Here is a 22,737-nt window from a genome sequence, read left to right on the forward strand (position 1 = left end):
GTTAGCAACTAAAGCTTATTTCTTCTCTGTCAGCAAGAAAGATGCAATTTGCCACGGTGCGAGTTGCGTGATTGGCTCGATCGCTCCCCAGTTCCCTGAGGAATCAATCCCTCCTCCTTCAAATTCTTCTAGCAGATTGGTTTTGCACACGCTCTGAAAGTTGAGTTTCTGAGCCAGCAAGCCACCAGTTGATTGCCAGTCGATCGCCGCAGACTGTCCCTGTCCTTCAAAGCAGCGCAGCACCCACTGAGTCGGATTACGTTCAGAGCGTTTGAAGGCAGCCAGGAAAGGGGCATCGGGCGGCAGCGTTAGAAATTCGCCCTGGGGCGGCAGGATGGGCTGGGCGATCGAGGATTGCTGAGGCAAAATAACCTGCACCGAATGGGTAAGTTCATATCCTCGTCGGGCGGTTTGGGCGGTTTGCCAGTTGCCGCAATGGGGATAGATGGCGTAGGTGAATTCATGCCAGCCGCGATCGGCATCGGGATGGGGCCACATGGGAGCGCGGAGCAAGGTGAGCCGGAGTTGATCAGGCTGGTGATCATAGCCGTGTTTGCAGTCGCTCAAGAGGCTGACGCCGTAGGTTTCGTCGCTCAAGTCTGCCCAGGTTAACGCCGGGACTTCCCACTGGGCTTTTTCTGCCTCGGTTTGCGGTCGGGTGGAACGATCGATCGCGCCAAACGGACTTTCGTAGATGGCTCGATCGGCTTCCAAATTGAGCGGAAAGGCGGCTTTGACGATCATGTGTTGTTCTTGCCAGTCCACCTGGGTTTCGATCGTGAGAATCCGGGAGTTGTGCGCCAGTCTGTAGGCTTGGTAAAAGGTGGATTGCCCCAGACGGCGAACGACCTGAATCCGGGTTTCCAGCAGGGTATGGGCAACTTGTCGAATTTCGGTCAGCTCTGTGGCAGGGAGAGGATGGCTGGCATAGTTAGGGTCAATGTTCCAGGCATCCCAATATTGCCCGCGATCGCGAAATGCCTGAAGTTGATTACCTGCCCCCTTGAGCACTTCCCGCTGACTCGATTTGTCGTAGAGTCGGGCGATGTCCCCGGTCTGTGGATCGATCGTTGCCTGCAAGAATTCGTTTTCGAGTAGGTATTCCTCACAGGCAACAGGAGAATTGGAGAGGGATAGCCTGGCTCCGGCATCGCCCCCTAAATTCCTCAATACTGCAGGGCTTTGAACGTTAGATGGAACTGACTTGGTTCCCTCAGAAGTTAAGGGAGTAGGGGAGCGAAACAGGCTCAAATTCAGCAAAGCCAGCATTTCTTCTGAAAGTTTTTCTGAGGCGGGAACCAGCCAGAAGCAGCAATAGCCCAGTGCGGGAATCGGGGTGGGCTGAAACGTGAAGCGGATTGTGTCTGAATCAATTGCTTCGTGAGTGCTGGCAAGCGGTTGTCCAGCGAAATCGCAAACCTGCCAGTGGCCAGCGGGCAGCGTCAGGCAAATCAGGGGCGATCGTTCCCACGTCAGCGAGTTAAAGACAAGAACGGGCTGTGCTCCTGGCTGAGGTGGCTCGGGCAGCATAAGAGAGGCGGCAATCGTCTGGAGTGCCTGCTGTTTAAGGAAAGTGGCAGTGTCGATCGCGCTTTGCCAGAGCCGGTTTGCGTCTTCGTACACCTCAGGAATGGCAGAACCGGGCAAGATGTCGTGAAACTGGTTAAAGAGCACCTGCTTCCAGGCGGACTCTAGCTGAGACTGGGGATATTCAACGCCGAGCAGCAAAGTCGCGATCGAGGAAAACAGTTCGGCTTCGTAGAGCAGCCGTTCACTGAGCCGATTAAATCGCTTTTGGCAGGCATGACTGGTGTAGCAGCCGCGATGAAATTCCAGATACAGGTCGGTTTTCCAGGTGGGGAGCAAATCTGAGGTAAGGGACTGGAGGCGATCGAGAAAGGCTTCGGCAGTGCTGAATTCGAGGTTAGGAAAAAAGGGTGACTGCTGCCAGCGACGCACCAGTTCCAGCATATCGCGGGTGGGTCCGCCGCCGTGATCCCCCACTCCGGGCAGCCAGAGGACAATGGGTTGACCCGAATTCTTTTCCCAGTTGCAGGCGTAACTTGCCATTTTTACCGGATCAATGCCTTCTCCGATCGGCGCAGAATGATGGCTGAAAATGCGGCTACCGTCGGGAGACTGCCACCAAAAAGCTTCATAGGGAAACTGGGTAGTGTCGTTCCAGCGCAACTTTTGGGTGACAAAGTATTCCACACCGCCCTGCTGGAGAAGCTGGGGCAACTGCCCGCAAAAGCCAAAGGTATCGGGCAACCAGGCAACCCGGCTGATCTGACCAAATTTCTCTTCGGTGTAATGCTGCCCATAAAGAATGTGTCGGACGATCGACTCGCCGCTAATCAAATTCAGCTCTGGTTCCAGCCAGAGTCCGGCAATGATTTCCCAGCGGTTCGACTTGACTTGCGATTGAATTTCAGCAAATAAGTCTGGGCGGTTGGTTTCAATCCAGTGATAGAGGGCAGGGGTGGAATGTCCAAAAATCAGCTCAGGATATTCCTGCTGCAAATCGAGAGCCGATCGAAAGGTGCGTTCTGCCGCTTTCCATGTGTCGTCGATTTCCCAGAGCCATGCCAGATCGAGGTGGGCGTGTCCCAACAAGTAAACCGATCGCTGTTTGATCCACTGGCTCCAGGAACTAAGCTGCTGCCGCATCGAGGTGATGGCGCGATCGAACCGGGCAGCATCCCTGACTTCTTCCCAGGGAAGAAAATCAACGACTGCCGCGACTTCTGCCAGAGCTTCGGGGGCGAATGTCGTCAGATAGGTTTGCAGCACCTCCAGTTCATCGGCAACAAATCCCGGTTCTGGGCAGGGGTCAAGCTCACGGTTTTCTCGCTCGTACAGCAGCAGTGATCGAACCAGCGCGCCATTATCGTGTCCCGGACTGACCAGCCGAATCGCCAGATCGATTTCTTCGCCGGGCTGAACGGCTTCGCTGAGGCAAATTCGCGTCTGACAGTCAAACAAATCGCCTTCCTGCACTCGATCGCCGTTTACAAATACCTGCGCTGCCTCCGCCCACCAAACCAGCGAGAGCCGCAGCGTCATTCCCGTCAACGGATAGCCCTTGAGTTCCGCCGGAACCGTCAGCCGATGGCTCAGCCACAACACGCGCTGCCCTTTTTCCCAGGCAATATGCTCGCGATCGTTCGCCGAGGCGATTGTCCATCTATTCCAGCTTTGCGGATCGAGTGCGGCGGTAAGCGGCAGGTCTGCTTCACAAATGCGCCAATTGGCTTGCAGGTTGAATTGAGTAAGCTGGCGGAGACGGGCGATCGCCTGGCTCAGAGCGGGCACGGGCAGCGAGTCTGTCATAATTTCGATAAGATCAAGGCATTGCTCAGGATTTGCCTTCCTGACTTTATCATCGCCTCATTTTTTCTCGCGTTCTTTCTACCGTCCTTCCATTGCGTTCTTCCTGCCGTCCTTTTGCCGCCCTTTTGCCGCTATGTCTTCTTCTGGACGATACAACAGCCGCTTTTTGAGTTTCTTGTCGCACCAGTCAATCCAGATCCAGGATCGATCGGGCATTTTGTGGCGACAGGCAAAGTTGATGGCCGTCTGGGGCGTGCAGATTACGCTTTATCCAATTTATCTGGCGTTTCAGAGCAGCCGACTCGCCACCAAACAACTGCGACACAGCATTGGCCAAACCCTGCCCCGACTTCAGGCAGCCGTGCAGCGACTACCGCAGCGAGGCAACGACTCAGCATCGACCCAGGCTCCTATAGAACGACAGCCGCTCACCAGCGACACTCCGATTCGCAAAGTTTTGGCAGCCGTGCAGGCAATGGGAATTTCGCTGCCGATCGATCAAATCCAGCTTCAGCCTGCTTTAAAAGACTCTTCACAGTCGGTTCAGTTTGCGCCCAGGGCAAAGCCCGGAAAATCCCCGTCGCTGCGGGTGCGCGGCATTGCCTGTTTAATTGAATCTCAAAAGCTGGTTTTAGTGACGGTGCAAAATCAGCTCTTAGACGGGCTAACCGAGCCTCAACAGCAGCAGCTTCGGCGGCTCATCGTTTTAGAACTGGCAGAATACTGGCGACAGCAGCGCAGTCTCGCTTTGAGTCAGTCCCCTTTTGTCGATCCGTTTTTACCCCTGCCGCATTCTCCCCATGCAATTTTGCCGATCCGGTTGTTTTATCAGCTCATGGCATGGGAACAGCGAGGCACGATCGCCCTTTCAACAAATTTATTTCAAGAAGCCCGGCTCTCTAGAAGGCTGACAGCAAGCCAAGCTGAGAAGCCGCAACTGAGGTCGGCGGAGGTCAACTGGCTGCCGTTCGAGGAATGGTCGAAGGCGTTCAGCGCAGCAATGCGACAGAAACCGCAGCCAACCGACCGCAAATTTCGCTGGCTCCAGTTAGGAACTCAAGCCTTCTTCGATCGCCTGAATCGCTTGGATCATCCCCCCGACTGGGAAGTCACGGACACCAGCGCAATCGAGCGGTACAACAAAGGCGTGCTGGCAACCTGGAACCGTGCCCCCAAAGCCGTTCAGCTGTATCGAACCATGCCAAAATCGATCGCGGTGAATGTGCCCGTCAGCCGGGAGGTCGTTCCTTTTACGCCGTTGGAAACTGCTTTAGCAACCGTTGCGCCTGAGCCTGACCAGATTGCCGTTCACCCTGCTGCAACCAGTCAAGCCATTGAAGTTGCTTCCTACATCGAAGCGGAAGTACAGCTTGTCGGCTACATTAAACATCCGCTTGAACAGCTTTTAGAATGGCTCGATCGGGGCATGGTTTGGATCGAAGATCGAATCGCAAAAATTTGGGATTGGATTCGTCGCTGGCGATAGGGCGAACGATAAGGTAAATGCCATTTGCCGAATGACTTTGCTGGATCAATTTGCTGAATAAATCTGCCGAATCAATAGCAAAACCAATAGCAAAACAAAAATAAACGTTAGCGGAGGTTTGAAAAGTAGTATCTGAAAAGTAGTATTTGAAAAGCAATATTTGAAAAGCAATATTTGTGCCCCGAACTGCCTTTTGAGCCAACCCTTGCTGAAGGAATCTCGATCGCTTTAGAAATTTAGAGTTCCCATTATTAGTGGAGCATTGTGGGTATCCTTGTTTGCCGGAAGTTTGACGGAATCGCTGCTCTGGTTTTGTATTTGTATAGAAAGTGAACGGGTTCTCTTTTCTCTGGTCAGGAGCGTTGATCTAATGGGCAATAATTTGGCGGCTCGATTCAGCGATCGTGTGGAGCACGAACTTCTCCCTGAACTGGAAGTGAGCAGCAACAGTCCCCATGATCCTGTGATTGTGAGGCAATATCCTTCCTCCTGGACGCTGTTAGGGGCAGGCAACTATGCTGCTGTATTCTGCCACCCGGATTATCCAGAGTTCGTGGTGAAGGTGTACGCGCCGGGTCGTCCTGGGTTAGAGGAAGAGGCAGAAGTGTATCGTCGTCTAGGAGATCATCCTGCCTTTTCTCAGTGTTTATTTGAGGGAAAGAACTTTCTAATCCTGAAGCGATTGGAAGGGGTGACGCTGTGGAATGCGCTGCATCGAGGCATTGCCATTCCACCTCAGATTATTCGAGACATCGATCGCGCACTGGACTACGCCCGTTCCTTAGGATTAAATCCTCACGATATTCACGGCAAAAACGTGATGATGACGCCCGCTCGTCGGGGTGTTGTGGTGGATGTGTCAGACTTTTTGCACGCTGATTATTGTTCTGCCTGGGACGACCTGAAGCGAGCCTACCGCTGGATCTATCGCCCGATTTTGCTTCCTTTAAAAGTTCGGGTTCCCAGTTGGACATTGGATTGGGTTCGCGCCTTTTACCGAAAACTACGACAAATGAGAAGCCGTAAATTTAGAGGGTTATTTTTAAGATCTTCCCACGGCTAAAGCGGCTGGGATACCCTGCATAAAGCAGATAGCACAGCGTCCAGACCTGGCGAAAGACTCGCTTTGCCCAGGATACGGTGATGAAATCAATTTGAGATTTGAAGTTAATTTTACTCTAAATAGAGTTTTCTTGATTTTTAAGGCTTTTTATAAAGTTTGTACAAAGGTTTGGTTGCCTCTGTATCAACTGTGACAGGATAGCCATAACGCAATATGTGTTGTTTGGCACATTTTCTACAGGGTTCTTTTTCGGCAATACAATTCTTCTTCATCTGCCATTCTGCATCGCGGTTGCGTGATGATTTTTTGGCAAAAAAGATTCAGCACAGCGATTCCTCTCGCGATCGTCGATAGAGTTCAAAGAACAGTTTGAATGGTCGGACTGTTTGACCTGCTTAGGGTCGCCAGTTTTTCGGTTATGACTTTTTCGGTTATCAGTTTTTTGGCTAAGCGTCCTTACCGTTCATCAGGTGCAGCTACCCAGTTCTCCTCAATCGGGTTTGCCGCTTCTGTACTTCTGCCTTTCCCGGATATGTCTATGAGATACGCATCAGAATCTATCAGCACATGGCTGACTACCATTCTCACTGTCGCGACGATTTGCCTGTTTGCTCCGTCCGATGCAAAACCAACTTTGCCCGTTCATTTGCACTGGGTGCTGCCAACTGCTCTATCGGGCTATTTACCTTAGCCGCGTCCCGTGGTCGAGAGTCCTTCAACGATCAGGGATGGCGTGTAGCAGGAACCGTTCCATTCTGCGTCGCTGCCTAGCTCTGTCAGGTTTTTCAGCGCAGTATAAACGTTGCCTGCCACCATCGTATCTTTGACCCGTCCAACAATCTGACCGCGATCGACGCGATAGCCCAGATCAACATTGATTGAAAACTCGCCGGACATTCCGGCACTGCCGCCCAGCATTTGATCAACGATAATGCCGCTTTCCAGTTTGCTGATCAACTCGCTCAGGGAAGCAGTTCCTGGCTGCACGATCAAGTTAAACAGTCCCGGAGTCGGGTAGCCGCCCAAGCCCGGACGGAAACCATTTCCAGTCGTGCCGCTGCCCAACTGCCGACCTACTCGGCGATCGGTATAAAACAACTGCAACATGCCGTCTTTGATAAAGGTAATTGGCTTGGTCGGGGTGCCTTCGTCATCAAACGGACAGCTAAAGGGACCGCGATCGGGTTCCTGACTGAGCGTGATGCTGGGGGAAGTCACCGTTTCGCCTAAGCGATCGCTCCAGGGAGAAGCCCGCTCGATCACCTGTTTGCCGCTCAGAGCCGCCTGAACGGTGCCCCAGAGCATATCCGCAGCTTTTGCCGTAAACAGGACGGGCACTTTTCCCACGGGGGGAGCCGTATTGCGTTTTGCCCAGTCTAATCGCTGAATAATCTGCTGTGCCAGAAGCACCGGATCAAGCGGTTCGCGCTGGGTTTGCCCGTCGGACACGCTGAGGAAATCATCACCGCGCACCCATTCAGCAGAGAGATAGCAGCTTAGGGTCGTGTCGGTATAGCCGCAGTCTAAGCCTTCAGTATTCATTAGGCGGGTCGTTTCTGCGTCGCACTCCCACTCAGCGGTACAAAGAATTTCCGGGTATGCTTCTCGCACCAGGGCGATCGACTCCTTACCCCATTCCACTAGCGTTTCAACAGGAATTGACTCACCCAAATCCGGGTAAGACTGACCCGAAGGCGGTGAGAGTTCGATCGTCTCTGGTTCATTCAGTTCGCTGAGGGCAAGGGCACGATCGACCAGAGCTTGAGGCTCAACCGCACCATAAGCAACCGCTAAGCCCGGACAGCCGTTGCGCCAGAGTCGAAGGGCAACGCCTTCAGACTGGGAGCTTTCAAGCTGTTTTAGCCGATTCGCCTCAAAAAAGACCGGACGTGAGAGCGAATGTGACTCAAACACCTCTGCGGCTTCTGCGCCCGATCGCTTTGCAAGTTGCAGCAGTTGCTCTGCCCGTAATTCCGAGGGGGAATGGTCAGATCCCATAGTTCTTGTGATTGGAGAAAAGGTCAATGAGGGAGAACAGAGACGTTTTGCTTCTTCCCTATCTTCCGGGATTGGGGGACATTAGGCTAGCTTCACTTCCTGGAGCAGCCAGAAGCCTGCGAACGCTTCGGTTTGGGTGGGCGACTGCACCGCAATAAAATGTACGCCGTTCGCCTCTTGTTTAGCAGCTTCAAACTCTTTTGCTTCAGATTGCAGCGCAGGTTTCGGCAGCGAAGCCAAAACCCAGGAGTCAAGCCCGCCCGTTTCCAGCAAGAGCTGAGCAGGCGATTCGCTTTTGTAACGAACAAAGGCAAGCTCTAAGCCCGACATCCAGGCGGCAAGGGGCAGGGCACGCGAGGAATAAATGATTATTCCAGGAATCGGCTGGTCGGGCGCGATGTCAAACAGACTCAGTGGAAAAGATTCGCTAAAGCCAATTTCCCATTCCGGCATTTCCAAAAAGGCAGCCGCCTCCAGCGTGACAGATGCCCATCGATCGCCCACGAGCGCATCCGGCAAAGGCTGGGCTTGGGACGTAGGCATGGCAACCGAGGGATTGTTACTCGCCTGATAATTCGGCAGGGTGGGGTAATAGTCCTGCATTCGTGATTGAATCCACTGCGGCAAAACGAGCGTACGCCGACTGGAGTAAGCCGGAATTCCGGCTTCTTCGCAGGCTTTGGTGATCATGTTGCTCATTTGTCGCCGGAAAAAGCGGATTTTATCCGGGGGCTGGCTTGCCTTTTCGATCGCCCGATCGATTGCTTCTCGCAGCCAAACCGAGTTGACTTGAGCGTTCGGGCAAAACTCGGCATAGCGAAACAGCGAATCTGGCTGTCGCTGAATGTCCATTGGACTTTCGCAAATCAGCACTTCCCAGAGTTTTTTTTGGTTCTCGTCCAGCACGGGGCGCGAGTAGAAATCTAGCTCCCAAACAGTTGTCATTGTTCGATGATCGGTGTCCGATGATGGGTGGCAGCGATCTCCATCATAGGGGGCGAGGGGGACGGGTGGATGAGGAGGTAGGGAGATAGGTGGATGAGGAGGTAGGTGAGGCGGAATTGGGGGGTATCCAGGGATTTTGTTGCGCTTGGGCGATTTGCTGCATGGTGGCTTCGACGCCGGATTGGGTGATTTGGACGAAGCTGGGGGTAAAGAGGAAGATGTGAGTGCTGAGCTGTTGCTGATGTCCGTCGATCGCAAATGCCCCGCCTGCCACATAGTCCGCGCAGCGTTGCGCCTGAACAGGGTCGAGTGATCCCAGGTTTAAAACGACCGATTTGCGTTCGCGCAGTGCCAGAACCGCCTGAGCAGCTTCTTCAAACGATCGCGGCTGCATAAGCGTGACTTCCATCAGCACACCGGGCATACCCACGACTTTTCCCGACGCAGACCGCTGCATAGGCGATCGGCCGTCGTTTGGCGGTTCGCCTTCGATTAGTTCGCCATCTTCGTCATACTCGTCGTACTCGTCGTAGCCCTCGCCTAACCCGATCACATCCCGCAACCGTTGGAAAAGATTCATGACCGTTCTGTCCTTAGACCAGATCGCTTGTTCTTATTGTAGTGCGATGTTGGCGATCGGATACCAATTTTGGACGCTAGATGTTGATTTTTCGTCTTAAAAGAATGCTTTATCGGTCAGGGTTCTTCCCCGACTGCCCCTTGCCTTCTAATCTTGCCTTCTAATGCTAAGAGGAACCTGGCTCGCTTGAGGGAACTCAAAGTTCCCCAGATTTGAGGAATTGAGGGGCTATATTGCCCCTTTCATCCTCTATTTAGGAAGCAATGTAGCCCCTTTTATCGCTTTCAAACCAGGGTCTCAAACCATTCCTACTCCTGACTCACCAACAGCGCAACCGGGAAATGAGTCAGTACTTCCTTAATCCAGATCGTTTCCTCGCTGGAGATTTCCCGTCCCGTAATCACATCGCGCCATAGCGAAGACGATCCGGGGGGTTGCAGCAGGCGAGTTTCGTGCCAGACCTGTTCGCCGATCGGGTATTCGCCTTCTTTCACGATCGCTGTCGGAAAGCGGGGCGCAATGACGATCGCCTTGGTGTCACCCAACTCGCGCATAAAGGCAGTCAAATGCGCCTTCAGGCTGCCCACTACAGCGATTTTTTCGTAGCTGCCGCGCTGAAACAGGTCGGCAAGGGCGTGACGCGCTTTGAGTACCTGGTGAATCAGGAAGAGTTTGATCCGTCCGTCGTCAGGCGACTTCAGCAGTTGATTAATGCAGCCGAAAATGTCGGTGTCGATCTGCTGCTTCAGGTCTCTGAGGAAATGGAACCGCTTTTCGTAATCCACCGGACGGCGGTTATCGGGATCGACCAGGCTCAAATCCCATAGCTCTGTGCCCTGGTAGAAATCGGGTACGCCCGGAGCGGTCATCTTCAGCAGCGTTTGAGACAGCGAATTACAAATGCCGTAGTGCTGAAGCTTGCGCTGGAAAGGGCGGAATTCTTGCAGGAACAGATTGTCGTCGGTGTTCTTCAAAATGCGATCGACAAACTGCGTATAGGCAGCCTCGTAGTCGCTGTCGGGCAGTTGCCAGGACGAGTGAACTTTCGATTCGCGACAGGCTTTGATCACGTATTCTTTAACGCGATCGATAAACGTATCGTGTTCGGCAGCATCAAACGGATAAGCTCCCAGCAACGTTTGATACAGGAAATATTCGTCGTTGTGAGCAGGAGCATCCAAGCCGTCTACGGTGTCTTTGAGCGGTGCATTAATGGCATGCCAGTTTTTCAGATGGTGTTCCCATTCCTGCGGCAGTTCCGACAGCACGTTGAGTCGGGCACGTACATCTTCGCCCCGCTTGGTGTCGTGGGTCGCTGTTTCACTGATGGCATGGGGCCACTGGGCAGCTCGATTCTGGTTGTAGGCGTGAAAGTCTTCGATCGAGATGCCAAACTGAGAAATGCTCGAACCCACTTCATTCAGAGAAACCAGGCGATTGTAGGCGTACATTGCCGTGTCTTCAACACCTTTCGCCATCAGCGGTCCCGTAAACTGCTGCATTCGCATAATGAAATGGAGCCAGAGTTTTTTGTCTTCCTCTGGCAGTTTTTCGTCAAATTCCAGCAGCAGGAACTTTTCGATAAACGACACCTCATTGTCGAAGTTGGGAATCTTCTCTTTTGCCTTCTCAATGACCTGCCGCAGGCATTCCTGATCAGGTTTCCGAAATCCTTCGGAGCTGACATAGGTGCGATAAATCGGGAACATGGCCAGCACTTCCACCAGTGCCCGCTTCAAACCATACATAGTGAAGTCACTGGTGTAGCGATAGCGTTCCGAAAGCTGTTTCAGCAAAATTGCCAGGTTATCAATATCGCCTGCTAGATGTTTGCCGATGATCAGGCGTTTCTTTTCGTCAATCAGTTCCTCGCTGGATATTGCTCGACCGATAAAGTTTTGATAGATAGCATCAAATTCGGTTTCGCTGGACTGTTGACAGAATAAGCAGTTTATCTTGCTCATAAAGTCATAGCCTGTCGTTCCCTGAACTGCCCAATTAAGCGGTAGCTCTTCATGAGGTTCCAGGATCTTCTCAACGACGAGATACACATCCGGGGCTTGTTCTCGCAAACGAGCAATATATTGTGCCGGATGATACAAACCGTCAATGTGATCAATTCTCAAGCCTGTAAATTTGCCTTCTTCAACAAGCTGAAAAATAAAGGAATGGGTCGTGTCAAAAACGCGCTCTTCCTCAACCCGCATTGCGATCAAATCGTTCACCGTGAAGAATCGCCGATAGTTTAGCTCTTCGTTTCCAACCTTCCAATAAGAAAGGCGGAAAAACTGTTCTGATAGCAGGTTGTCCAGCAAGTTAAAGCTTGCAGAATTGCCAGCTTCACCATTGAAAGTTTGAATGTTTTCTTCAATAAATGCTTTGATTTCAGGGCTATCATTCCACAATTCCCAAAGCATTCGCTTAATAAAGGTGATCTGGTCATAGCGTTCTCGCCGCTCTGTTTCTGATGGAATGTAGCGCAGCATATACAGAACGCCCAGCAGCTTCACAAAACTCGGATCATTGCGTCCTAACTTCTCGCGAATCTGCGATAGATTGTGCATCAGCACGTGGCTATACGACTCGATCCGAATCGGGAAACTGAGCGCGTAGTAATTAATCGAAATGCCTTGTTCGTTGTATTTAAGCTGAAGTTCACCGCTTTCTAAACAGTCGCCGTAAAACTTACCTAAAAAGGGCGCCAGTACCTTTCCCTTTAGCCCTTCGTAAGGATGATTCCAGTCGATGTCAAAATAGTCGTGATATTGGGAGTCAGGACCGTTCTCCAGCACATCTACCAGGATGTAATTTTGGCTGTCGAACGCCATGTGGTTGGGCACAATGTCCTGCAGCCAACCCATATCCCGGGGCTTGAGTTCCTCAAGGAGTGCGTTAAAGGCTTCTTCCCCCCCTAACTCTGGGCTGATTTGTTTAGGGTTGACGGTATCATAACCGTGGGTGCTGCCCTGACGCGCTGTTAAAACGGGTGAGGCATAAATATCTGAAATGCCCAGTTCTGCCAGGTAAGAGACGATCGCCTGAGCGTGAGCAAACCTGAAGTCCGGGGTGAACTGAAGCCGATAAGTCGCTAAGGGAATTCGCATCATAGGGGGGCTAAAGGCTTTTAATTCAGAGACCAGTGAAAACTGCTGTTTGGTTTTTATGTAAACAATGATCGGCGACCAATATATGGGCAACCCATGTATAGTCAACCAATGCGCTCATATCCGGGGTGCGACGGCAATTTGCTTTTCAGGTATGAGTATATTGCCACACTTATTCTGAAAAGAGGAGTCCTGTAAGGTAGATTCCAGCCTGAGGAAATTCTTCCAACAGAACAGGCAAACGCTCGATCGCCTTGCCGGGAACGGTTGACAGCTCAAAACGCTATTTGCTATACACTACAACGCTTTCTGCATTCAGCTGAAACGTCTGTGGCTGTGCTGCATTGACAGTGACGGTTTCGGCAGAGGTTGATCCACTTCCATTCCAAGCGGCATCGCTGGAATCAAGCAGCTTTTTCCAGTTGCCGTCCGCTAAAGTGAGGCTGAGATCCACAGGCTTCGCGTGGAAGTTAAATAAACAAACCACTTCCTGATCCTGATACCAGCGACGCAGCGTAAGCACCTGTTCGTCATCCAGCACGGCAACCTCCATACAGTTCCGGTCTTTATACGTCAGTGCTGGAATTTCTCGCCGCATGCGAATGAGGGTTTGGTAGAACTGCCAGAGGGTTTTGTGCTTGCCTTCATGCCGCTTTTCCCAGTTCAGCTTCGATCGCATAAACGTTTCTTCCGACTGCGGATCGGGAGCTTCGCCTTCTGCATGAAACGCAGCAAACTCTTCTTTGCGACCCTTTTGCACCGCTGCCACCAAATCGGGATCGCCGTGGCTAACAAAATACTGGAACGGAGCTTCCTCGCCGTACTCTTCGCCCATAAACAGCATCGGAAGAAAGGGAGACAGCAGCATCGCCGCCGCCGCCAGTTTCAGCGCGTCAAACGACACGATTTCAGTAAGTCGATCGCCCAGCATTCGGTTGCCGACCTGATCGTGATTTTGAGTGCAAATCACAAACTGACTGGGAGGGCAGTCGCTTGCTGTATTGCCGTGATGTCGTTTGCGGCTGGGCGCATAGCTCCAGGCATAAACAAAGCTATCCCGGTAGGCTCTGGCAAGCTTGTCGAGGTCGCCGTAGTCGGCATAATAGCCATGGCTTTCTTTAGTAAGAATTGTTCGCAGCGAATGGTGAAAATCGTCGCACCACTGCGCATGAACGCCATAGCCGCCTGCTTCCGGCGATCGAATAATGCGCGGATCGTTGAGGTCGCTTTCGGCAATTAAATATTTTCTGCATCCGGTTTCAGCCGCAATCTGATCAGCTGCTTCTGCCATTTCTTGCAAAATGTGCTTTGCGCCAAAATCGTAAATCGCGTGAACCGCGTCCAACCGCAGCGCGTCCAGGTGATAATCTTGCAGCCAGTAGCGCACGTTCTCGACAAAATAATTCCGCACTTCGTCGCTGTAGGCATCGTCAAAGTTCATTGCGCTGCCCCAGGGCGTCCGGTAGCGATCGGTAAAGTAGGGCGCAAACTGGCTGAAATAATTGCCTTCCGGTCCCATGTGGTTATACACCACGTCCAGCACCACCGCCATGCCCTGCTGATGACAGGCGTTCACCAATCGCTTTAAGCCTTCCACGCCGCCGTAGGACTGCTGCACCCCGTAGGGATATACCCCGTCATAGCCCCAGTTGCGATCGCCCGGAAACTGAGCAATGGGCATAATCTCGATCGCATTGATCCCCAGCTCCAGCAATTCGGGAATGCGGGGAATGATCGCATCAAAGGTTCCTTCGGCTGTGAACGTGCCGACATGAAGTTCGTAAATCACCAGATCTTCAAGCGGAACCCCTTGCCACTGCTCATCGCTCCAGGTGAACTTGCCCTGGTCAACCACTTCAGAAGCCCCATGAACACCCTGCGGCTGCGATTGCGATGCGGGATCGGGGCGATCGACCTCGTTATTGAGTCGATAGAAATATAGCGTGCCGGGTTCGGCAGCAATCGTGGTCTGCCAGTAGCCCTGTTCGCTGCGCTGAAGCGGAATGAGCTTGTCTTCGGGCGACACGAGATGAAGATCGACCTGCTGGCTGAGCGGCGACCAGACAGTAAATTGACACTGACCGTTACCAAGATAGCGGGATCCGATTTGCATGGCGGCGTTTGTGAAGTTCAGAATGCGGGCGAGAAAAAGCGGATTATCAAACAAATCCTTTATTTTTCTACACATTTCGGCAGGGATTCACATCACCCCTGAGAACTATCCCGTTAGAACCTCCCCGCCCTGATAGGGGGTTTGCTGGATTTGCCGCTCCCCCCGCTCCTAAACAACCGCGATGTCCACCTACCGTTCGAGCGATCACGCCATGCCCAAACACTTCAGCAGCACGATCGATCGCTCTGCGACTGTAATTGGCTTGTCATCGGTGTATTGATGCGAAGCAGTTCCCCCTTCATGGCAATCACCATCTTCGATCATGCGCGGTTGCGTGGTGTCGATCAGCGTCAGCCATGCCCATTTATTCAGTCCAGCCGGCAAGAAGAAGTCCAGCGGCTCGTAGTGGGCGTTAAACAGCATCAGGAAGCTGTCATCCACAATGCGTTCACCGTATGCACCGGGGGTGAGAATTTCCTGACCGTTGAGGAAAATGCCGATCGCCTTGGCAAAGCCATCGTGCCACTGCTCTTCGGTCATGCGTTTGCCGTCTGGGTTGAACCAGGCAATATCGTTTACGCCAGACCCGCGAATTGCCCGTCCCTGAAACCACTTACGCCGCCGAAAAATGGGATGATTGCGCCGGAAGTGAATCAGCTCGCGGGTAAAGTTTAGCAGTTGGTCGTTGTCCTCCTGCAAATCCCAGTGCAGCCAGGAAAGCTCATTGTCCTGACAGTAGGCGTTGTTGTTGCCTTTTTGCGATCGACCCATTTCATCGCCGCTCACCAGCATGGGAATGCCCTGGGATAGCATCAGCGTGACGAGAAAATTGCGCTGCTGTTTTTGGCGCAGAGCTAGAATATCGGTGTCGTCGGTGTCGCCCTCTGCGCCGCAGTTCCACGATCGGTTATGGCTTTCGCCGTCTCGGTTTTCTTCCCCGTTCGCTTCGTTGTGCTTTTCGTTGTAGCTCACCAGATCGTGCAGCGTGAATCCATCATGCGCTGTGATGAAGTTAATGCTTGCACTGGGGTTGCGTCCGTTGCTTTGGTACAGATCTGAACTGCCCGTAAACCGATAGGCAAACTCCGCCAGACGGCTATCCTCGCCCCGCCAGAAGTCGCGTACCGTATCACGATATTTGCCGTTCCACTCCGACCACAACAGCGGAAACTCTCCGACCTGATAGCCGCCCTCGCCCACATCCCACGGCTCAGCAATCAGCTTTACATCCGCCAGGATTGGGTCTTGGTGAATAATGTCGAAGAAAGACGCCAGGCGATCGACCGCATACAGTTCGCGGGCAAGAGCAGAAGCCAGGTCAAACCGAAAGCCGTCTACGTGCATCTCCAGCACCCAGTAGCGCAGGCTGTCCATAATCAGCTTCAGTACCTGGGGATGGCGCACGTTCAGCGAGTTGCCGCAGCCGGTGAAGTCCATGTAATAGCGGGGCATTCCTTCCACCAAACGGTAGTATGATGCGTTGTCAATGCCGCGCAGCGACAGGGTTGGGCCCATCTGGTTGCCTTCGCCCGTGTGGTTGTACACCACGTCCAGAATCACCTCAATTCCGGCGCGATGCAGTGCCTTCACCATTTGCTTGAATTCCGTCACCTGCTGTCCCTGCTTGCCGCTAGCACTATAGCCTGCATAGGGAGCCAGGTAGTTGATCGAGTCATAGCCCCAATAATTGCGCAAGCCCTTGCCCGCCAAATGCCCTGGACAAGCCAGAAAATGATGCACGGGCATGAGTTCGACTGCGGTCACTCCCAACGATTGCAAATGCGAAATGGCAGCCGGATGCCCTAACCCTGCATAGCTTCCCCGCAGTTCAGGCGGAATCTCGGGATGCAGCTTGGTAAAGCCCCGTACATGAACCTCGTAAACGATCGTCTCATGGCGCGGTGTTTGCAGCAGATCATCGCCTTCCCAGTCAAAATACTCATCAATTACGATGCTCTTGGGAACTAGATGGGCATCGTCTAATTCTGAGTAAGAGAGATCTTCTGCTTCATCGCCCCAGCGATAGCCAAAAATTTCTTCCCCAAACCGAATATCGCCGTCCACGGCTTTGGCATAGGGGTCAATTAGCAGCTTAGCTGGGTTAAAGCGGTGTCCTTCCTGCGGGGCAAAGGGACCATGTACCCGAAATCCATATCGCTGTCCGGGACCGATCGACGGCACATACCCATGCCAGACAAAGTTGCTGACTTCGGTAAGTTTTAGGCGGGTTTCGCGTCCTTTCTTGTCGAACAGGCAGAGTTCTACTCCAGTGGCGTGTTCTGAAAACAGAGCAAAGTTGGTGCCCTTGCCGTCCCAGGTGGCTCCCAGGGGATAGGGCTTACCGGGCCAGACTGATAGGTACATAGCGAATGTAGATGTTTTGGATCTTTAAAGTAGCGAAACCGCTGATTTTAGACCAGGGGCAATTGACCAGCAGAAGCCGGAGCAAACTGAAGCGATCGCAGCTTGCTCCCACTGCATCAGACTTTCAGACCAATTGCTGGCAGTCAAGTCTTTTATTAGTTTTCATGATGAGGCGAAAAATTAGAGTCTATCCTGAGAAGGAGTTAATCAGAAATCTTTGTCTTCCTCATTTTTGCCCTGTCTCATGAGAGCCACGATCGAGTATTGCGCGAAACCGTACACAGCGCTGCGATTGGGTTGGATATTGCATCGTCCCCTAAATCTCCCAATGCTGGGGGACTTTGAGGATTCGTTCCCCCCAACTTTGGGGGGCTAGGGGGGCGAATCATACTCAAATTCAGCAACGCCAAAATATGCTGGCACGCTATGTTGGTACGCTGCTTCAGTCATGCCTATGGCATTATCCACAATTACAATTTGCACCTAGTTTGGCTCTACTCTTGAAGTCGAAATCGTAAATATATCCCGAACTGTTGCAACGTTTATCCGTTGGCGATACCGCCCAAAGATTGAGCTAACAAATTAGTCATTTCTTCTACGGGCAAAGGCTTAGAGAATAAATATCCCTGGCCCATCTGGCAGCCTAACAATTTTAGTTGGGTCAGTTGCTCGGTTGTTTCAATGCCTTCTGCAATCAATCTCATGTCCATTGTTTTAGCAACTTGAACGATCGCAGTCACTAAACTCAAGCTACTTTCTTCATGAAGCCGTTGAATGAAAGAACGATCGACTTTGAGATGATCCAGGGGGAAGGAGTGAAGATAGCTGAGCGATGAATAACCCGTACCAAAATCATCGATGCTGAGCCGAATATGTCGATCGCGGAGATCGCGGATTACGCTGGTAGCAAAGTTATTGCTTTGCATAATTACCGTTTCTGTAATTTCTAAGTTTAAGCACTGAGGATCAAGCTGAGTTTTGGCTAAAACCTCATCAATCTGTTTGACATAGTTTTCCTGGGCGAGCTGGTGAGCAGATACATTCACACTGACAGAAAAAGATGAGTGAGCAAACCGCTGCTGTTGCCAGGCATAAAGCTGTTGGCAAGCTGCTTCTAATACCCAGTGTCCCAGCTTCAGAATCAGTCCTGTTTCTTCTGCGATCGGAATAAATTGGTTGGGCGGAGTTAATCCAGCTTCAGGGTGATACCATCGAACTAACGCCTCAACACCGACGATCGCCCCGGTTGCTAATTCCACGATGGGCTGATAATGCAAAACAAATTCTTCATTGAGAATGGCTTTGCGGAGATCGGTTTCAAGCTGAATTCGGTGACAAATTTGTTGATACATTAATGGATTAAAAATTTGATACTGATCCTTACCCAAGGATTTAGCTTGATACATTGCAATATCTGCATCTCGTAGCAGTTCTTCAGGATTGCGGTAAGCTAAACAATCTAAAACAATCCCGATGCTGAAAGAAATAAAAAACTCTCGTTCTCTCAAACTAAAAGGAGCGGAGCAGCAATTAGAAATCCCTTGAGCAATTTCAATCGCGGTGTCTGCTTCGGCGGGATGGTTTAATAGAACCACAAATTCATCTCCTCCTAAGCGAAATAGGAGATCTTGCGATCGTAAAACGGACTGTAGCCGATGAGCAATTGCCATCAGCAATTCATCCCCTGCTGGATGTCCTAACGAATCATTAACAATCTTGAATCGATCGCAATCCAAATAAAACACAGCAAAGCGGTGGTGCGAGTTGCTAGGTTCCAGAAGGGTTTGAAGCCGCTTCATGAGCAAAGCGCGATTGGGCAACTGGGTTAAGGGATCTCGAAATGCCATATTGAGCAATTGAGCATTAGCAGCTTCCAGTTGTTGGGTACGCTCTTTGATTCGCTGCTCAAGCTGCACGTTTAACTGGTGAATCGTTTGCTGCGCTGCAACGATCGCAAGTTGATGCTGTACTCGCGCGAGAACTTCCTCCATGTGGAAGGGCTTAGTGATGTAGTCTGCCCCTCCAATTCGGAAAGCCTCTACTTTATCGGTAACATCATCGGCTGCACTTAAGAAAATCACCGGAATATGGGCTGTTTTGGGATCTGCTTTCAATCGCTGACACACTTCGTAGCCACTGATTTCTGGCATCCGAATATCCAATAACACTAAACTGGGCAGCGTTGTTGCGATCGCCGTCAGTGCCATTTTGCCGTTTGTTGCTTTCCGGGTTTCATAGCCACTAGAGTCTAGAATGGTTGAGAGAAGATGGATATTCTCCAAAACATCATCCACGATCAGAATATCAGCCTGAGTCAGCGGATTCAGGGATGATGGTTGAGGGAGAAAAGAATTCTCATTGCTCATGGGTCTGGCTAAATGCTCCCTTGATCGATGGTTGAGTTTTCAGGTTGAGTCAGGCTGGTTAACTGATCAAATTGGTATCGTTTCACCAAGTTCGTTAACGCTGCAACTAGCGTGGAATGCTCTGAGGGAATTTGAGCAATTAATGCCAGACTCTTCGTGTCATTTCCTTGAGCTGCTGCAAAGTGAAGCTGGGCAATCCAGTCCGGTGGCATCAGGGCAGCCAGGGTAGACGCATCAAGCGGGGACTTGTGGCCAGGAGAGCCAGACTGCGGAATTGCTGTTTTGGCAGTAGGCTTTGGGAGAAATGTAATGCCAATATGCTTGGAGAGCACTGCTTGTAATTCTTCGCACCGAAACGGTTTGCTGACAAAACTATCACAGCCCGCAGCAAGGGTCGCCTGTCTTTGTTCAGCAAAGGCACTGGCGGTAATGGCAATAATACAGGCGCGCTGTAAATTTGGTTGCTGTTGTTCTAGCTCCCGGATTCTTTGAGTGGCTTCATAACCGTTCACGATCGGCATATGAATATCCATTAAAATTACGTGAGGATGCCATTCTTGCCAAAGCGCAACGGCAGTTTGACCATTCTCAGCTTCTCGAATGTCGAATCCTAAATGACTCAGAATTTTCTTAAGGAGTAACCGATTTGTTGCGTTGTCTTCGACAATGAGAAGGCGATGATTGACTGCTCTCAAAGGAATATCAGCGGAGGGGGCAGCGGATATATCATCCGTTTCGGGGAAGCTAGAGGCATTTTGAGCTAAACCAACGAGAATCTCAAAGCTGAAGCAGCTCCCCTGGTCAACTTGGCTCTGCACTGTGATTTCCCCGCCCATCAACTGCACAAATCGCTGGCTAATTCGCAAACCTAAACCCGTTCCTTCCTGGGATTTGCGTCCCGATCGAGTTTGTTTAAAGGCCTGAAATAAATTGCCTAACTCATCGGCTGCAATGCCTGCTCCCGTATCTTCAATCTCAAAGCTCAGCTTAATAAAGTTTCCAAATTTACCTATAACTCGGTCAGGAGGGGCAAGAGCGTGAACTCGCAGGTTAATCCAGCCTTGCTCTGTAAACTTGACTGCATTTCCCAATAAATTAATCAAAATCTGACGCAGCTTATTTTTATCTGCTCGAATTTGTTGGGGAACATCAGTCGTCCAATCGAACCTGAGCTGTAAGCCTTTGGCCTCGGCTTTTAGCTGGAACATGGCTTGCAAGCTGTGGAGCAACTGGTACAGGTCAAATTCGGTTTCATCGAGCGTCACCTGCCCTGCTTCGATTTTTGAAACTTCCAGTACATCGTTGATTAGCCCCAATAAATGCTCCCCGCTTTGATTGACAATTTCGATCGATCGCCGCTGATCAAGGCTAAGGGATTCATCTCGCTGCATAAGCTGGGTAAAGCCCAGAATGGCATTGAGTGGCGTCCGAAGCTCATGACTCATATTTGCCAAAAACTCGCTTTTAGCCCGATTAGCCGCATCCGCAGCTTCTTTAGCCTGCTGTAGCTGTTTGGCTTGTTCCTGCGTTTGGGTTAACAATTCTGCCTGTTGAACCGCTACCCCTAACTGGTTGCTAATTTGAGTCATCATCTGAACTTCGGAGAGTTGCCATTCACGAGGTTCAGTATTGTGATAAGCCGCTAACAAGCCCCAAAGCTTATTACCAAAGAAAATAGGGACAATAGCGTAAGAGCGAGCCTGCAAAAACTCCAATAGCTGCAAGTAGCAAGTATCAAAACCTGCCTGATAGATATCTGTAACACAACAGTAATTTAACCGCTGGTGATACAGTTCCTCAGCGTTTTCCTGTAAATAGGTATCGCGAATAAGGACTTCTGCACCGTCCAGTTTCTTCACTATACAGCTAGGTTGCTCAAGGGTTGCAGGGGTCAATTCCTGCTGATAGTCTTCGATTGCAATAATTGTATTCCACCCTTCCTCCACGGATTCAGCCACAACCTGCCCAGTCCAATCGGGCTGAAAACGATAAATTAGAGTGCGATCGCAGCGAACTGCTCGACGAAGTTCCTTGGTTGTAGCGTCAAAAATTGCTTTTAAGTCTAGACTCTGCCGCATTTGCTGAATTACGCAGGCAGTCGTTCGCTCTCGCTCTGCAATCCGCTGAAGTTTTGCTTCAACCGCAATCCGTTCCTGAATTTCGATTTCTAGAGCCTGGTTAGCTTGAACGAATTCGGCTGTACGAGATTCAACCCGAAACTCCAATTCTTCATAGGCCTGACGTTTTTCCTCCTCAGCCCATTTACGTTCAAGTTCGGTAGCAGCCCGAGCAGCAAATACACTGAGCAAGGCTTCAGTGCAGTCATCTAGCTTCATAGGTTTAACATCCAGGATACAGAGCGTTCCGATGACTGCTTGGTTGGCATCTAGCAGGGGAATTCCCGCATAACTATCAAGTGGACTGTCTGCTGGAAGAAAATTATTATCAGGGAAAAGCTGCTTTAGCCTACCGCCGTAGCTACAGAGTTGTTTACCTTGCACCACTTGTTCACAGGCAGTTCCCGATAGGTGAAATTGGGTATTTGCGATCAAGCGGTCGTCCGACCAAAAAGAAAGGGTTTGCAGGGTCGCAGGAGAACTCTTGACTTTCTCTGAAACCACAACGCAAGGAACATTGAGAGCAGAAGCTAAGTTTTTTACCAGTGCCGGGAAAAAGTCTTGCCCTGTGACCGAAGCAGTCCCGGCTACGATGGTTCGCAGTGTTTCTTCCGCCCGCTGTCGTTCCATCACCTGTTTCTCGAGTTCCTGGTTTAAGCGTTCTAACTGCTTTGGGGTTCGCAACGTCAGGAATTGAGGCAGTAACTCAACTAGTTGTAATGCTGTGTAGCAAGACACCACAGCCGTAATTGCTCGCACTGCACTAGATAGCCAGTAGGCAGGATGCCAAAGCGTCCAGATATCGAGAAGATGCCCGGTTCCACAAAGGACAATGGAGGCCCCAAACAGTAACAATACTGGCGAGAACGGGATATCCTTCCGTCTCCATACAAAGCAGACCAACATCAGGGGAATCGAAAAATAGGCAATTGCAATTAATGCATCGCTACTGGCATGCAGCCAAACCAAAGGAGCCTGCCAGAGATAGCAGTGTCCATGCGGAATGTAATAACTGGGGGATACAAGATTCCGGATGAGGTCGAACATTATTCAGAATCTAGAGATGTTCCTAATGTTCCCTTATCACCTGGTGAGTCTGCAATGAGGTTGGAAGGTATTATTTCCTTCACCCTGAAGTAGGAATCTTAATTTCTTCTGATCGATTCGCGGTGATTTACTCGGGTAATCTCGCTATTGATTCCGCTGAAATGATTAGGCTTTATCAGCAATAATTTATCAGCAATAAAACAAATGAGTAATAAATAGGA

At 51.0% G+C, this 22,737-nt stretch carries 12 protein-coding genes; 3 read left to right on the forward strand and 9 right to left on the reverse strand.

Annotated elements, in window-relative coordinates:
- Nucleotides 1–15: 15 nt before the first annotated feature.
- The gene (locus NDI45_RS07470; RefSeq protein WP_348246914.1) at nucleotides 16–3,333 is read right to left on the reverse strand and encodes an alpha-mannosidase; all 3,318 of its coding nucleotides are present in this window, start codon (nucleotides 3,331–3,333) and stop codon (nucleotides 16–18) included.
- Nucleotides 3,334–3,466: 133 nt separating this feature from the next.
- Between NDI45_RS07470 and NDI45_RS07475 the strand changes: the two genes are divergently transcribed.
- The 3 genes from NDI45_RS07475 to NDI45_RS07485 all read left to right on the forward strand — a co-directional run bounded on the left by NDI45_RS07475 (nucleotide 3,467) and on the right by NDI45_RS07485 (nucleotide 6,573).
- On the forward strand, nucleotides 3,467–4,819 hold the full coding sequence (locus NDI45_RS07475; protein WP_348246915.1) for a hypothetical protein: 1,353 nt from the start codon (nucleotides 3,467–3,469) through the stop codon (nucleotides 4,817–4,819).
- Between the two features lie 370 nt (nucleotides 4,820–5,189).
- The gene (locus NDI45_RS07480) at nucleotides 5,190–5,882 is read left to right on the forward strand and encodes a serine/threonine protein kinase (RefSeq protein ID WP_190791862.1); all 693 of its coding nucleotides are present in this window, start codon (nucleotides 5,190–5,192) and stop codon (nucleotides 5,880–5,882) included.
- A 538-nt stretch (nucleotides 5,883–6,420) separates the two neighbouring features.
- Nucleotides 6,421–6,573, forward strand: a complete 153-nt coding sequence (locus NDI45_RS07485; RefSeq protein WP_190791861.1) for a hypothetical protein — start codon at nucleotides 6,421–6,423, stop codon at nucleotides 6,571–6,573.
- Here NDI45_RS07485 and NDI45_RS07490 read toward each other — a convergent pair.
- The 8 genes from NDI45_RS07490 to NDI45_RS07525 all read right to left on the reverse strand — a co-directional run bounded on the left by NDI45_RS07490 (nucleotide 6,570) and on the right by NDI45_RS07525 (nucleotide 22,516).
- A complete protein-coding gene (locus tag NDI45_RS07490) occupies nucleotides 6,570–7,880 on the reverse strand; it encodes a TldD/PmbA family protein (RefSeq protein WP_348246916.1) in 1,311 nt (436 codons plus the stop codon). The genes NDI45_RS07485 and NDI45_RS07490 overlap by 4 nt on opposite strands.
- A gap of 81 nt (nucleotides 7,881–7,961) precedes the next feature.
- Nucleotides 7,962–8,825, reverse strand: coding sequence for a Tab2/Atab2 family RNA-binding protein (locus tag NDI45_RS07495; RefSeq protein ID WP_348246917.1), 864 nt, complete (start codon nucleotides 8,823–8,825; stop codon nucleotides 7,962–7,964).
- Between the two features lie 43 nt (nucleotides 8,826–8,868).
- Complete coding sequence (sepF, locus tag NDI45_RS07500; protein ID WP_190791790.1) at nucleotides 8,869–9,405, reverse strand: cell division protein SepF; 537 nt, start codon at nucleotides 9,403–9,405, stop codon at nucleotides 8,869–8,871.
- A gap of 308 nt (nucleotides 9,406–9,713) precedes the next feature.
- Nucleotides 9,714–12,509 carry a malto-oligosyltrehalose synthase gene (treY, locus tag NDI45_RS07505; protein WP_348247022.1) on the reverse strand — a complete coding sequence of 932 codons (2,796 nt, stop codon included), beginning with the start codon at nucleotides 12,507–12,509 and terminating at the stop codon, nucleotides 9,714–9,716.
- Nucleotides 12,510–12,792: 283 nt separating this feature from the next.
- Complete coding sequence (treZ, locus tag NDI45_RS07510; RefSeq protein WP_348246918.1) at nucleotides 12,793–14,622, reverse strand: malto-oligosyltrehalose trehalohydrolase; 1,830 nt, start codon at nucleotides 14,620–14,622, stop codon at nucleotides 12,793–12,795.
- Between the two features lie 204 nt (nucleotides 14,623–14,826).
- Entirely contained in the window at nucleotides 14,827–16,986 is a 2,160-nt protein-coding gene (glgX, locus tag NDI45_RS07515; RefSeq protein ID WP_348246919.1) for a glycogen debranching protein GlgX, read from the reverse strand.
- A 542-nt stretch (nucleotides 16,987–17,528) separates the two neighbouring features.
- Nucleotides 17,529–19,352: an EAL domain-containing protein gene (locus NDI45_RS07520; protein ID WP_348246920.1), complete on the reverse strand. Its 1,824-nt coding sequence runs from the start codon at nucleotides 19,350–19,352 to the stop codon at nucleotides 17,529–17,531.
- An 8-nt stretch (nucleotides 19,353–19,360) separates the two neighbouring features.
- Nucleotides 19,361–22,516, reverse strand: coding sequence for a GAF domain-containing protein (locus tag NDI45_RS07525; RefSeq protein WP_348246921.1), 3,156 nt, complete (start codon nucleotides 22,514–22,516; stop codon nucleotides 19,361–19,363).
- Between the last annotated feature and the right edge of the window lie 221 nt (nucleotides 22,517–22,737).

Source organism: Leptolyngbya sp. GB1-A1, assembly GCF_039962475.1.
GTDB lineage: Bacteria > Cyanobacteriota > Cyanobacteriia > Elainellales > Elainellaceae > Leptolyngbya_A.

Bases quoted from the DNA above. Each gene is read 5' to 3' on its own strand.
- NDI45_RS07470 (WP_348246914.1), bottom strand. From the start codon at position 3,333: ATGACAGACTCGCTGCCCGTGCCCGCTCTGAGCCAGGCGATCGCCCGT.
- NDI45_RS07475 (WP_348246915.1), top strand. From the start codon at position 3,467: ATGTCTTCTTCTGGACGATACAACAGCCGCTTTTTGAGTTTCTTGTCG.
- NDI45_RS07480 (WP_190791862.1), top strand. From the start codon at position 5,190: ATGGGCAATAATTTGGCGGCTCGATTCAGCGATCGTGTGGAGCACGAA.
- NDI45_RS07485 (WP_190791861.1), top strand. From the start codon at position 6,421: ATGAGATACGCATCAGAATCTATCAGCACATGGCTGACTACCATTCTC.
- NDI45_RS07490 (WP_348246916.1), bottom strand. From the start codon at position 7,880: ATGGGATCTGACCATTCCCCCTCGGAATTACGGGCAGAGCAACTGCTG.
- NDI45_RS07495 (WP_348246917.1), bottom strand. From the start codon at position 8,825: ATGACAACTGTTTGGGAGCTAGATTTCTACTCGCGCCCCGTGCTGGAC.
- sepF (WP_190791790.1), bottom strand. From the start codon at position 9,405: ATGAATCTTTTCCAACGGTTGCGGGATGTGATCGGGTTAGGCGAGGGC.
- treY (WP_348247022.1), bottom strand. From the start codon at position 12,509: ATGCGAATTCCCTTAGCGACTTATCGGCTTCAGTTCACCCCGGACTTC.
- treZ (WP_348246918.1), bottom strand. From the start codon at position 14,622: ATGCAAATCGGATCCCGCTATCTTGGTAACGGTCAGTGTCAATTTACT.
- glgX (WP_348246919.1), bottom strand. From the start codon at position 16,986: ATGTACCTATCAGTCTGGCCCGGTAAGCCCTATCCCCTGGGAGCCACC.
- NDI45_RS07520 (WP_348246920.1), bottom strand. From the start codon at position 19,352: ATGAGCAATGAGAATTCTTTTCTCCCTCAACCATCATCCCTGAATCCG.
- NDI45_RS07525 (WP_348246921.1), bottom strand. From the start codon at position 22,516: ATGTTCGACCTCATCCGGAATCTTGTATCCCCCAGTTATTACATTCCG.